The sequence below is a fragment of the Mangrovibacillus cuniculi genome, assembly GCF_015482585.1.
GTDB classification, from domain to species: domain Bacteria; phylum Bacillota; class Bacilli; order Bacillales; family R1DC41; genus Mangrovibacillus; species Mangrovibacillus cuniculi.
Genome location: NZ_CP049742.1, coordinates 49789 through 62123 on the forward strand (window position 1 = coordinate 49789; position 12335 = coordinate 62123).

Genomic DNA, 12335 nt, shown 5'->3' on the forward strand with positions numbered 1-12335 from the left:
GTACGCTTCATTCCTGGGTTTGTGGATGAAATTACTGCTTATTCATGATACAGTAACAGAAGAGATATAGAACTGAAGCGAAGAGTTGTAAAGGTGTGGGACAGGATGTTTCGTTTGATTAAAAAAATCATTACAGTTGTGATGATCATTTGTATTAGCTTTGTCGGATACGCTACGTGGAGTGTATGGGACTATGGAAAAGAAAGAGAAGTTGAAGAGGCGGATGCAGCAATTATACTTGGTGCTGCCGAGTGGAATGGAAAGCCATCTCCTGTCTATGAACAACGAATTCTTCATGGTATCTCTCTTTTTGAAGAAGAGAAAGTGGATAAGTTGATATTTACGGGTGGAAGAGGAACAGGTAGTGATTTTTCGGAAGCAGAAGCAGGTAGAAATTTTGCCATAGAACAAGGGGTTCCTGCTCATGCGATTTTACTAGAAAATGAATCACAAGTCACGCAGGAAAACTTGCGTAATGCCAAAAACTTAGTAGATCAACAAGGTCTAGAAAGTGTCGTATTAGTAAGTGACCCTTATCACATGAAACGAGCTAGTCTTCTGGCAGAATATGTTGGTCTGGATGCTCAACCATCCCCAACTCCGACATCTGCTTATCAAACAAATGAAACAAAGATCCCTTTCTTTATTAAAGAAGTTGTGTACGTAATGGGTTATATGATTGCTTTCCCTGCAGAATCCATCTTAGGCGAAGAGAATGATTTAGATTCTGTTGTGGCGAAAGCTAGAACCTGGGTTGATGAAGTGGAAAAGCAAATAACCAAGTAAAAAACCTACCAATATCGGTAGGTTTTTATCTTAATCTCGAACTTTCGCAAACACCTTATGATCCACAGTACGCCCATAAATGATTTCGCTTTTACGTGCAATGCCTTCCAACTCAAATCCAAGGCGTTCAGGAATAGCTTCTGATTTTTTGTTTTCCGTAGCTACACGTATTTCCACTCGATTTAAATCTAATTCCTCAAAGATGTAGGAAAGCATCGCCTCATTTGCTCTAGACATAATACCTTTCCCTTGAAACTTTTCGCTTAACCAATAACCGATGCTACTTTTCTTGTTTTGCCAGTGAATATAGTGTAATCCGATAACTCCAGCCAGTTCCCCTTTGTACCATATCCCAAACTCAGGACCTTGACCGTCTGCGAATTTCTTTAACCCAAACTTAATATAGTCTTTGGAATCTCGCACTGTTCTGGTTGCATCCACCCACGGTAACCACTCGCGTAGATATGTACGGCAGTTATCAACAGCAGCAAATAAATCCTCTGCGTGCCTTTCCTCCAAAATCCGTAGGCTTAACTCGTCGTCAATTTTAATTTGCAACATCATTCATCATCCCCCTAACGATAATTTCTCCTATTCTAGCAAAGTAGGAAGTTATTAACAATAGGTTATTTTACTTCACTCTTTTTACGTAACTGTGTATAATAACCAATAAAGAAGATAAGAAAGGTAGGGATTAAAGATGCCGACCTCGATACCTAAACCATTAGTATTGACGAATCAATGGTTCATCGTGGCATCCGTCCTTGTGGCATGGATCGCCAACCAACCAGCAACTTTATTTATTCCACTAGTTGTAGGACTGATTAGTTTATTTTTTAAAAAGAATGTTGTTATAGAATTAGCCAAACCTTTTTTAAAGAAACCATTTAATGAATACCCACAAGAAGATGTAGCGCAACAGCAGTTTAATCAGTGGATTGCGGTAATTTGCCAAGCGGTGGCTCTAGTAGGTGCATACTCTGGAATTACTGCAGTATACTTCATCTTCTCTGGAATGGTTGCAACTGCAGCGTTTGTAGCAATTTTAGGATTTTGCGTTGGATGTTTTATAAGGTTCCAATGGCAACAATATAGATACCGTAGAAGTCAAAAAAGTGCATAGATAATATCGACAAATAAAGCTTGAGAAGGTGTATTTTCTTCTCAAGCTTTTTTGTTTTGCTTAATCAAGCATTATTTTAAATGAACATCGACTACTTCTTGGTAATCCTTTAAGTAATGCATTCCTCCAATATATAATTCTTCCATTTTTTCATTAGTTGGAAAAACTAGTGTCCTTTCTTTTAGAAGTTCTCCTTTTTGCGTTTTTATAAGTGCCGAATTAATAGTTGTTTGTAAATCTATCTTTGCTCCGCTAATTGTACTGATTGATACATCATCTAATAATACATTTTCTTCTGTTTGAATTGTCACGTGCATATTATTGTCTTGCAGTTTTATCTCCTTAAATAGCACATATAGAGAATTATTGAAGCTATGTGTTTTTGGTATGGAATCCATTGAAACGAAAGTGTCTAAATTTTTATATCCTATAAACTCTTCTACCACAATTTCAAGTTTAGTTAAATCTTTTGGTAAAGCGTCAAATCGCCATTCAGCTTTCGTAGTAATTCCGTTAGAAGAGGAACCACCACCTAGAGGATTTAGAGGTTTTCCATTAGCGTATAAAGCCAAACCAGATCCAGAAGTAGATATACGTCCATAATTGCTAACATGTACTTTACCAGTAATGAGTGTTTCTGTCGGAGTCGCAATCAAATCGTTAATGACAAAATGTCCTTTGTCCACCTGAACTTTATGATTAATCGATTTCTTTAAAGTAGTCTGTAAAGCTTTGTTGGCATCATAATTAAATGTAAATGTTCCTGCTTCTCCGGTAGAGTCTGTATAATGCAATGTTAATTTTTTTGCAAACCCATTGACCGGTTCAAAAGCTTGAGTTGTGATTATTTGGGTGCCTCTAACTTTTGAAGATACACTGTAAGTACGCATGCTATCAGTTAAAAATCCAGAAATTTTATTAATAGTGAAATTTGAATGTTCGATTTCTTCGTCATTTTCCATCGAATAGTAAAAAATAAACTGATTCTCATCCGACAGAATGGCATCAAAAGAGACAACAGTCCCATCGCTCAACGTAATCTGCTCATCTATTACCTGACCTTTTCCCTCTTCGTGTAGGGATGTTAACGTTTCTCGAGAAACTTCATCATACCCTATAATCTGCTTTCCGTAATAAGCTAATCCGCTATAATGATAGGTCCCAAGAGATAAGAACAAAATAGCTGCTGAAGTGAGCACCATTGGTCGGAATGGTTTTTTTGGCTTTCTAGTCGGCACTTGATCAAGCGCTCCCTGTAATCGGTCTGCTAGGTCAGTTGGAACCTGCAATTGCTCCAATTTTTGCTTGTCTTTTAAGAATTGATCTTCCAATCTAGTCATTTAAATCCCTCCTAACGATGTCACGCAATTTATTCATTCCTTGAAAAATCCTTGACTTCACTGTTCCGATAGAAACATTGGTGATAGCAGCGATAGTTTTATAATCTAGATCGTGCAAATACTTCAAGGTGATGGCTTCCCGTTGGTGTTCATTTATATGTTCAAGCAAATAGTGAACTTCCAGCACTGCTTCTTGTTGTGTATGTGGGTTATGTGCATCCGCCGTAGTGGCAAATTCATCTACTAATATAATTTTCTTTCTTTTTCTTAACTGATCTTTACAACTATTGACCAAAATCGAACGACTCCAGCTATAAAACATCTCAGGCTTCCTTAATTGATGTATCTTTTCATATATTTTTACGATCATATCTTCCATTGCATCCATCGCATCGTGTTGGTTTCCAACATAGGAATAGGCTAATCGGTAGTAATCGTCTTTATCTTCTAAAATTAGTGTCAGGAGCGCTTCTTTATTTCCTTGTTTTGCGCTCTTTACTAAATCCTTGATAATCATTGCCTCACCTCTCTCCCTAATAAGAGTATATAAGTATGGAAAAAGTTCATTAAAAGGAAAATTAATTTTATTGTAACAATAATTGTAAGTGTAAAGAGAGACATTTCTCCAATAGCCTTTCGTGTGATAAAATAAACAAATCGAAATCGAACGGAAAGTGAAGGAAATGAAATGAGTAAATTTACAGCACCAGTCAAAAAGAATGATGTCGTGGAAGTAACCGCGGAGGATTTAACGCATGAAGGGTTAGGAGTCGCGAAAGTAGATGGGTATCCTATATTCACACCCAATACCTTACCAGGTGAAAAAGCTGAAATCCGCGTTGTGAAGACGCAAAAAGGGTATGCGTTTGGTCGTTTACAGACATTGATTTCAGAAAGCCCAGATCGAGTAGAGCCACCTTGTCCTATTTATAGTCGTTGTGGAGGTTGTCAAACACAACATCTTTCCTATGATGGGCAGCTACGAGCGAAGCAAAAACAGGTAAAAGACTTAATGAAGAAAGTTGCGAAACTACCAGACGTTCCTGTTCATCCAACAATCGGAATGGACGAGCATCCTTGGAACTATCGTAATAAAGCGCAGATGCCAGTAGGAGAGCAGGATGGAAAGTTAGTGGCTGGATTTTATGCGAAGCGTACGCACGAGATTATTGATATGGATCATTGTTTAATTCAGCAGGAGAAGAACGATGAAGTATTGCAAATTGTGAAAGCAGAAGCGGAACGATTAGGGGTCCGTCCTTATGACGAGAAAACACATAAGGGAACGCTTCGCCACGTGATGACACGGGTTGGAAGAACTTCTGGAGAAATTATGGTGGTGCTGATTACTCGAACACCATCTTTCCCGCAGAAAGAAGCATTGGTAAGTGCTTTAACCGAAAAGATCTCTGGACTTACTTCAGTTGTCCACAATATTAATAATAAGCGAACAAATGTGATTTTTGGTGAGGAAACGAATACTTTATGGGGAGCGGATGTTATTTATGATAACATTGGCGACATTCGCTTTGCTATTTCAGCACGTTCGTTCTACCAGATTAATTCGGTTCAAACAAAGGTGTTATATGATAAAGCGTTAGAGTATGCACAGTTGACTGGTGAAGAAAATGTCATCGATGCATATTGTGGCATTGGGACGATTTCGTTATTCTTGGCACAGCAAGCAAAGCATGTATACGGAGTGGAGATTGTTCCAGAAGCTATTGAAGATGCGAAGGTAAATGCAAAGTTAAACAACATCTCCAATGCTACTTTTGAGGCGGGACCTGCTGAAGTTGTTATTCCTAATTGGTATAAAAACGGAATTACGGCTGATGTGTTAGTAGTAGACCCACCAAGAAAAGGCTGCGATCAAGCTTTATTAGATACCATTATGGCTATGAAACCAAAGCGTGTGGTGTATGTGTCGTGTAATCCAGCAACGTTAGCTAGAGATTTACGCGTGTTAGAAGATGGTGGATATAAGACTGTGAAAGTGCAGCCTGTAGATATGTTCCCGCAGACAAGTCATGTCGAGGCAGTCGCCATGCTGACCTTAAAATAGGAACAAAGTATATAAACGGAATATTTTACTTATATTTTATCGTGTGTCACTTCGGTATTATAATACCGGAGTGACATTTTTTGTTACGTGAACAGCAACAACTCATCATTGACCACGTGATGTGGTCCTTACTCAGATAAGTTTCCTTTATATACTTGGTTGATTATTCGATGTGAAGTTTCAGATGGTCATATTTTCGATTTTGGATATCCATTATCCTCCGAATTCGTAAGCCACTATTAAAAAAGCTTCATGAGTCATTGACCATATAAAAAGCAATATGCTAAAATTCTCTATGAAAATGATAATTGTTATCAATCGATTATTGGGAATTGGTGGGGGCACAATTCACTCATCATTTTCTTTCGCTTATAGACTAGGGATAACTACACTAATGAACATAAAGGGAAGGATGTAATGAAATGAGAAACATAGACAAATATAAACATGCATTTATTACTGCACTCGATATAGAAGAAAGTGAAGTAAGAGAAGATCTAGCACTTGGCGATATTAGAGAATGGGACTCTATTGGACATATGGGACTTATTTCTGAGATGGAAGATGTGTTTGACGTTTCCATCGATGCGGAGTGGATGACAGAATTTAACTCTTATAGTTCAGGGCTGGAATTATTGAAACGCTTAGGAGTGGACTTTATTAATGAATAGTTTCCAAACACTAGATGATTTTGGGAACAACACCGCTGTATATGCTGATCGAAATTACTCTTACTCTGAAATGCTAGAAATTGCTGATGATATAGGTAGTAATGTAGGTGGTAGAACGCTTGTTTTTTGCCTATGTTCCAACAATAAAGAATCTTTATTTGGCTACGTGGGCTTTATTAGAGGTGGTGTTGTGCCTGTTCTTCTTGACGCTTCTATTCAAATGGATCAGTTGAGAAGATTGATAGACCTATATAAGCCTACGTATATTTGGGCAAAAAGCAAAGATCAGTATTTAGTAAATACAATGGAAAGTTCATTTTCTTTTGGAGATTATACTTTGTTTAGGTCCCCGTCACCACATCAACATAATCTTCATGAAAGCCTAGCCTTACTTTTGACAACCTCTGGTAGTACAGGTAGTCCCAAACTTGTTCGACTAAGCTATGAAAATATTTTTGAAAATGCTAAATCAATAGCAACGTACCTGGACATTACTGCAGAGGATAAACCTATCACCACATTACCGATGAATTATTCCTATGGACTATCAATCATTAATAGTCATCTGATCTGTGGGGCGTCAATAATTGTTACGAATGCATCTGTTATTTCTAAAGAATTTTGGGACTTATGTAGAGACCAAGAAGCAACAACTTTTGGCGGAGTTCCTTTCTTGTATGAGATGCTCGATAGACTTAAGTTCGAAAATTTTCAACTACCAAGTCTAAAGAAGCTAACGCAAGCAGGTGGAAAATTAAGTGATTCTCTTTCTACTAAATTTGCTAAAGTATGTAGGGAAAAAGGGATACAATTTTTCTCCATGTATGGTCAAACGGAAGCGACAGCGCGTATGGCCTATTTACCGTGCGAAAAAAACGTTGAGAAAGTTGGAAGTATTGGTATTGCTATTCCAGGTGGAGAGCTAAGTCTGCAAGATGAACATGGGAACGCTATTACAGAACCTAATAGTAGGGGTGAATTAATCTACAAAGGTGAAAATGTTTCTATGGGGTATGCAGAGTCGATAGATGATCTTTCAAACCCAGATGAAAACAGAGGTTTTTTACGTACAGGTGATATAGCTTATTTTGACGAAGATGGATACTTTTTTATATGTGGTCGGATAAAAAGAATGATTAAAAACTATGGGAACCGTATCAGTCTTGACGAAGTAGAAGGAATTTTATCTGAGTATGGTCATGAGTGTATTTGCGCTGGCACGGATGACAAGTTGTATATTTACACGTTAAAAGATGATGATGTTCAGATTAAAAAAATAATGAAGGAAAAAGTAAACTTAAAGGGCATTACTATTATGAAAATCGATGAGATCCCTCGTAATCAATATGGGAAAATTCTTTATGCAGAGTTACCAAAATAATCATTAAAAACCGTACTAAGTAAATATGTACTACGGACAAACCTAACTAGTTCATAATAAAACGGTGGGTACTACCTACATTTAAAAATGTTAAGCCACAGTGGTGTATGGTATAGGAGTTCTACATTATTTGTCAACATATTGCGGAGTTTTAAGTTTACTTTTATCAGGTGGTTATATGAGTTTCATATCTATTGAGTTTCTGTTATTTTTCACAATAATTGTATGTATTTATTATTTAATTCCTCATCAATTTAGATGGATTCTCTTATTAGTAGCAAGTTATGTATTTTACGGAATGATCAATGTTCAATTTTTACCGTTACTCATTTTAAGTACAGTGTGTACTTATTTTTTTGGAATAGTAATTGAGAAGCAGGAGACGAAAAAACAAAAAAAACACGTTATGCTTTTGGGCATTTCTATTCTACTATTCTTTCTCGGTTGGTTTAAATATTTTAATTTCGTAAATGAATCTCTTCGAGCGGTTGCAGAATATTTTAATTGGAATTATTCCATACCATACCAAGAAATACTATTACCAATAGCAATTTCTTTTTATACTTTTCAAGCAGTAAGTTACCTTGTAGATGTTTCTAAGGGGAAGCAAAAGGCTGAAAGACATTATGGCTATTTCTCCATTTATTTTGCATTCTTTCCACAATTGGTTGCTGGACCAATAGAACGCGCGAAGAAGTTACTTCCACAATTGAGAGCGGAACAAAGTTTAGAGTATGAAAATATAAGTTATGGGATGAAACGTATTGCATGGGGGTTCTTTAAGAAAACACTGATTGCAGATCGACTAGCACCTATTGTATCTAGTGTATTCGATAGTCCTAATCCGACTGGTTCCGAGGTTGTGGTAGGTACTATATTATTCTCCATACAACTGTATGCTGACTTTTCAGCGCTTAGTGATATCGCAATCGGTTGTGCTAGAATACTAGGAATAAAATTATCGGAAAACTTTAAGCAACCGCACTTTGCCGTATCCATTTCGGATTTCTGGAATAGATGGCATATAACGCTCTCTACATGGCTAAGAGACTATATCTTCTTCCCACTTTGTAAGGGCAAGAAGAAAAGAAGTGACATTTATGTAGCAATTATCATCACTTTTCTAGTAAGTGGTGTTTGGCACGGTGCTGCTTGGACTTTTGTTTTATGGGGTCTTATTCACGGCATCTATAGAGTATTTGGGGATTATACAAAACATTATCGAGAAAAAGTGGTTTCATTCACTCGTTTGGATAGAAGTCCGACGCTACACAGATGGATGAAGATTTCCATCACTTTCTTCCTAATATGCTTTGCAAGAGTTTTCTTCCGATCGGATTCCGTCTCACAAGCTTTTGAAAATGCGCAATTATTCTTATCTATCAGTTCATGGAGCCCAGTTGGAATCTTCAAGGCATTGGAATTATTTACGTTACTAGATTTTGTCGTTTTTAGTTTCTTCTTTATTATTTTACAGCTGTTTCAATATATCGAAAGAAAAAAAGTTTCCACATGGAAATTGCTATCCCAGCGTTCCCTTATTACTAGATATGCGTTTTATATTTTTATTATCCTATCAGTACTTGTATTTGGTGTTTCTGGTGATGGGTTTGTTTATGGAAGGTTTTAATAAAGGTGCAATCAGGTTTATCTAACACAGATGAACAGTGATGTTTTGTCATTTAAGTAAAAGAAACACAGTATGGAAAGGATCTACTATGAAACGTTTATTCATGAAGGTAACAATGATTGTTACTGGCGTTTTGTTACTATTCATCCCAGTAAATAACTTTGTAAAGAATTCTTATGATTACAACATAAGTCATGAAATACAAGGTTTTAAAAAGAACCCAATTTCCATTGATATCGTTAATTTGGGTGCATCTCATTCTATGTACGGTTATTATTTTAAACCGACTGGGTTGGCCCATTTAGATTTAGCGCTTCCTGGTCAGACATTTGAATACGATTTAAAGCTGATAAAGGAGTATGGAAAATATCTTAAACCAAATGGAATAGTGCTTATTTCTATTTCCCAAATTTCTTTCGTCGATTCTGAGGTCGACAGTATCGGTAAGTATTACAGAATATTAGATCGTAATGATATTGACCCTTTTCACTTAGTGGATTATTACAGTTATATGTACGTACCTGGAACAAACAGTGGGATCTTTACTTCAGCGCTCTCACGTAAATGGAAAACATTTAAATGGAATGCTCATCAAACATGGGCGAACAACGGTAAAAACTATTCGAAAAGAAAGTTTGAGATGGTACAAGAACAATACCGACAAGCTTCTGAAACTAATAACATAAAACAAAGTGTAGAGAAGTTAGTAGATATCGTTGAATATTGTAAAGACAAAGGGTATCAGGTAGTTTTAACGATGGAGCCTGTGCATCAGTCTTATCAAGAGTATTTTAATGAGGAAGTCATGGATCAACTAGTCTTTCAGTACTTAAAACCTCATGAACTGGATGTCCCGTTTTTAAATTATATGAGGGATGAGAGATTTTCCACTAACAAAAATTATTATCTGGACCCGGACCATTTGAATAGTGATGGAAGAAAGAAGTTATCTTGGATAGTGTATAAAGACCTCAAGGATTTGGGTTATTTATAAGTAAATGAACCAATAATTAACTTCCATCTTCCTTTCAAGTAATAAATTCCATTTAATAGATCATACTAACAAGTAGGAAAGTACTTTGGAGTTGATATGAAATGGAATTAATGAAAGAATTGGTCATGGTAATAGGAAGAATAGTGACCATTATTCCTCTGATGCTCATCGTAGCTTTATTGATGGGGAAGCGGTCTATTGGTGAGCTACCAGTCTTTGATTTTCTAGTCATCATTATTCTTGGAGCGGTGGTTGGAGCAGATATCGCTGACCCAGATATACCACATATCCATACAGGAGTAGCTATTGTTTTTATAGGTATTTTTCAAATAATAGTTTCTAAATCCATTATCAAATTTAGAAAACTAGGGCACTTAATTACTTTTGAGCCTACCATTGTTATTCAAGATGGACAGTTAGTCATTAAAAATTTAAAAAGACTTCGATACTCTGTCGATAATGTGTTGCAAATGCTAAGGGAAAAAGATGTCTTTGATATTAGCGATGTACATTTAGGTATCATTGAGGCGAATGGTAGAATTTCTATCTTGAAAAAGGAAACAAAGGCTACTGTTACTCTAGAGGATATGAATTTAGAGAAAAAATCCGCGACCATATCTTATCCAGTCATTGTAGACGGGAAGATATATGTGGATGTATTAGAGAAATTACAATTGAGTGAAAAATGGCTGCAAGATCAGCTAGTGAATCTTGGTTTTACCACGAAAGAAGAGATCTTCTTTGCATCTGTTAATGATAAACAGGAGTTACACGTATCTTTAAAAGGTTATAAGGAAAATGGGGAAGGACTTGCCCCGATATACCATTAAGAACAGACTGATGCAGTTTGTTCTTTTTTTTAGGTTTCTATATACCGTTTGTGTTCCTTCGCGGTGAATGTTATTGTAAATAAAACGTTTTCATAAATTAGTATGTTAGGAGATTTATGTGATGGAACTAAAACTTATTAGCACAACATATGAAGATAACCAAAAAGAAACAAACGAAGCCGCAGTTAGATTTGTAACGGACAACAACGTAGAAATGAACGTCATTAACATTTATCCAGAGATAGAATATCAAACATTTGATGGATTTGGTGGAGCGATTACAGAAGCATCTGCCTATACGTTTTCCAAGATGAGTGAAGCATCACAGAAAAAGTTAGTAGATGCGTATTTTAGTGAGAGTGGTAATAACTATAATATGATTCGCACGCATATCGATAGCTGTGACTTTTCTCTAGGGCAATATGAAGCGATGAGTGATCCTACAGATCGAGCATTTACATCCTTTTCATTAAAGCGTGATGAAGAATATATTATTCCTTTGCTAGAAAAAGTAAAAGAAACTTCTACGCAAAATTTAGAGATGATGCTATCACCATGGTCACCTCCAGCATTCATGAAAACAAATGGACAACGTGTTGATGGAGGTTCTCTGAAGCCAGAATACCGAGCATTTTGGGCGGAGTATATTGCTCATTATATTAAAGAGTATCAAAAACGTGGGTTCCCTATTAAGATGATGACGATTCAAAACGAACCAAATGCAAGGCAAACGTGGGATTCTTGTCTTTATACTGCAGAAGAAGAGAAAGTATTTTTACGAGACTATCTTTACCCTGCGTTTCAAAAGAATGGAATGCAAGATATTCAAGTGTTTATTTGGGATCATAATAAAGAAAGAATGTATGAAAGAGCGGCTGCTATTATAGATGAAGAGACGGATAAAATGGTAGATGGAGTAGCCTTTCACTGGTATTCTGGCGATCACTTTGAGGCAATCCAATTAGTGAGAGAACGATTCCCGAATAAGAAGCTTTATTTCACAGAAGGTTGTGTGGAATATAGTAGATTTGCAGATGCAAGCCAATTGCAATATGCTCAAATGTACGCGCACGACATTATTGGGAATATCAATGCGGGAATGAATTCTTTCATTGATTGGAATATTATCTTGGATCAACAAGGTGGTCCAAACCATGTGGGGAATTATTGTAATGCGCCGATTATGTGTGATACGGAGAATGATGCGATACTAGAAAACCTTTCATTCTCCTACATTGGACATTTTAGTCGTTATATTGCTCCTGGTGCGAAGAGAATTGCTTTTACCAGGTATTCAGACAAGGTGGAACTAGTAGCCATGAAGAATCCCACAGGGGAGATAGTACTTGTTGCACTCAATCGCACTAAGGAAGATATGCCTGTTGCTCTAAGATGGAAAGGACAGGTTGCAGAGTTTACTATTGCTGCGAATACAATTTTGACAGGTATTATAGAATAAGAGTTCAAGAGAGTAAAAAAGAACAAACTCAGGGGAGTTTGTTCTTTTTAATTTCT

General features: G+C 36.6%; 12 protein-coding genes. 9 read left to right on the forward strand and 3 right to left on the reverse strand.

Going from position 1 to position 12335, the window contains the following annotated elements:
• Positions 1-105 precede the first annotated feature (105 nt).
• A complete protein-coding gene (locus tag G8O30_RS00220) occupies positions 106-786 on the forward strand; it encodes a YdcF family protein (RefSeq protein ID WP_239673010.1) in 681 nt (226 codons plus the stop codon).
• Positions 787-816: 30 nt separating this feature from the next.
• On the opposite strand, the gene G8O30_RS00225 is transcribed toward G8O30_RS00220, so the two are convergent.
• Complete coding sequence (locus G8O30_RS00225; protein ID WP_420844582.1) at positions 817-1350, reverse strand: GNAT family N-acetyltransferase; 534 nt, start codon at positions 1348-1350, stop codon at positions 817-819.
• Positions 1351-1486: 136 nt separating this feature from the next.
• Between G8O30_RS00225 and G8O30_RS00230 the strand changes: the two genes are divergently transcribed.
• The gene (locus G8O30_RS00230; RefSeq protein WP_239673011.1) at positions 1487-1909 is read left to right on the forward strand and encodes a DUF4395 domain-containing protein; all 423 of its coding nucleotides are present in this window, start codon (positions 1487-1489) and stop codon (positions 1907-1909) included.
• Between the two features lie 71 nt (positions 1910-1980).
• Here the strand turns inward: G8O30_RS00230 and G8O30_RS00235 are convergent, their stop codons facing one another.
• Together G8O30_RS00235 and G8O30_RS00240 are read right to left on the reverse strand one after the other, a co-directional pair.
• Positions 1981-3249 carry a DUF4179 domain-containing protein gene (locus G8O30_RS00235; RefSeq protein ID WP_239673012.1) on the reverse strand — a complete coding sequence of 423 codons (1269 nt, stop codon included), beginning with the start codon at positions 3247-3249 and terminating at the stop codon, positions 1981-1983.
• Complete coding sequence (locus G8O30_RS00240; protein ID WP_239673013.1) at positions 3242-3766, reverse strand: RNA polymerase sigma factor; 525 nt, start codon at positions 3764-3766, stop codon at positions 3242-3244. The genes G8O30_RS00235 and G8O30_RS00240 overlap by 8 nt, the downstream gene beginning before the upstream one ends.
• A gap of 171 nt (positions 3767-3937) precedes the next feature.
• Here G8O30_RS00240 and rlmD point away from each other — a divergent pair, with 171 nt between their 5' ends.
• From rlmD to G8O30_RS00275, 7 genes are all read left to right on the forward strand, one after another.
• Positions 3938-5314, forward strand: coding sequence for a 23S rRNA (uracil(1939)-C(5))-methyltransferase RlmD (gene rlmD / locus G8O30_RS00245; RefSeq protein WP_239673014.1), 1377 nt, complete (start codon positions 3938-3940; stop codon positions 5312-5314).
• A 422-nt stretch (positions 5315-5736) separates the two neighbouring features.
• Entirely contained in the window at positions 5737-5985 is a 249-nt protein-coding gene (locus G8O30_RS00250) for an acyl carrier protein (RefSeq protein ID WP_239673015.1), read from the forward strand.
• Complete coding sequence (locus tag G8O30_RS00255) at positions 5978-7366, forward strand: AMP-binding protein (protein ID WP_239673016.1); 1389 nt, start codon at positions 5978-5980, stop codon at positions 7364-7366. The genes G8O30_RS00250 and G8O30_RS00255 overlap by 8 nt, the downstream gene beginning before the upstream one ends.
• A 178-nt stretch (positions 7367-7544) precedes the next feature.
• Positions 7545-8996: an MBOAT family O-acyltransferase gene (locus G8O30_RS00260; RefSeq protein ID WP_239673017.1), complete on the forward strand. Its 1452-nt coding sequence runs from the start codon at positions 7545-7547 to the stop codon at positions 8994-8996.
• Between the two features lie 88 nt (positions 8997-9084).
• Positions 9085-9990 (forward strand): hypothetical protein, encoded by a 906-nt coding sequence (locus tag G8O30_RS00265; protein WP_239673018.1) that lies wholly within the window; start codon positions 9085-9087, stop codon positions 9988-9990.
• Positions 9991-10091: 101 nt separating this feature from the next.
• Positions 10092-10820, forward strand: a complete 729-nt coding sequence (locus tag G8O30_RS00270; protein ID WP_239673019.1) for a DUF421 domain-containing protein — start codon at positions 10092-10094, stop codon at positions 10818-10820.
• Positions 10821-10941: 121 nt separating this feature from the next.
• Complete coding sequence (locus G8O30_RS00275) at positions 10942-12279, forward strand: glycoside hydrolase family 30 protein (protein ID WP_239673020.1); 1338 nt, start codon at positions 10942-10944, stop codon at positions 12277-12279.
• Positions 12280-12335 lie beyond the last annotated feature (56 nt).

What these genes read in the sequence shown, in the direction of transcription:
- G8O30_RS00225 (WP_420844582.1), bottom strand. Translation starts at nt 1,350, where the DNA reads ATGATGTTGCAAATTAAAATTGACGACGAGTTAAGCCTACGGATTTTG.
- G8O30_RS00265 (WP_239673018.1), top strand. Translation starts at nt 9,085, where the DNA reads ATGAAACGTTTATTCATGAAGGTAACAATGATTGTTACTGGCGTTTTG.
- G8O30_RS00270 (WP_239673019.1), top strand. Translation starts at nt 10,092, where the DNA reads ATGGAATTAATGAAAGAATTGGTCATGGTAATAGGAAGAATAGTGACC.
- G8O30_RS00230 (WP_239673011.1), top strand. Translation starts at nt 1,487, where the DNA reads ATGCCGACCTCGATACCTAAACCATTAGTATTGACGAATCAATGGTTC.
- G8O30_RS00255 (WP_239673016.1), top strand. Translation starts at nt 5,978, where the DNA reads ATGAATAGTTTCCAAACACTAGATGATTTTGGGAACAACACCGCTGTA.
- G8O30_RS00240 (WP_239673013.1), bottom strand. Translation starts at nt 3,766, where the DNA reads ATGATTATCAAGGATTTAGTAAAGAGCGCAAAACAAGGAAATAAAGAA.
- G8O30_RS00275 (WP_239673020.1), top strand. Translation starts at nt 10,942, where the DNA reads ATGGAACTAAAACTTATTAGCACAACATATGAAGATAACCAAAAAGAA.
- rlmD (WP_239673014.1), top strand. Translation starts at nt 3,938, where the DNA reads ATGAGTAAATTTACAGCACCAGTCAAAAAGAATGATGTCGTGGAAGTA.
- G8O30_RS00235 (WP_239673012.1), bottom strand. Translation starts at nt 3,249, where the DNA reads ATGACTAGATTGGAAGATCAATTCTTAAAAGACAAGCAAAAATTGGAG.
- G8O30_RS00260 (WP_239673017.1), top strand. Translation starts at nt 7,545, where the DNA reads ATGAGTTTCATATCTATTGAGTTTCTGTTATTTTTCACAATAATTGTA.
- G8O30_RS00250 (WP_239673015.1), top strand. Translation starts at nt 5,737, where the DNA reads ATGAGAAACATAGACAAATATAAACATGCATTTATTACTGCACTCGAT.
- G8O30_RS00220 (WP_239673010.1), top strand. Translation starts at nt 106, where the DNA reads ATGTTTCGTTTGATTAAAAAAATCATTACAGTTGTGATGATCATTTGT.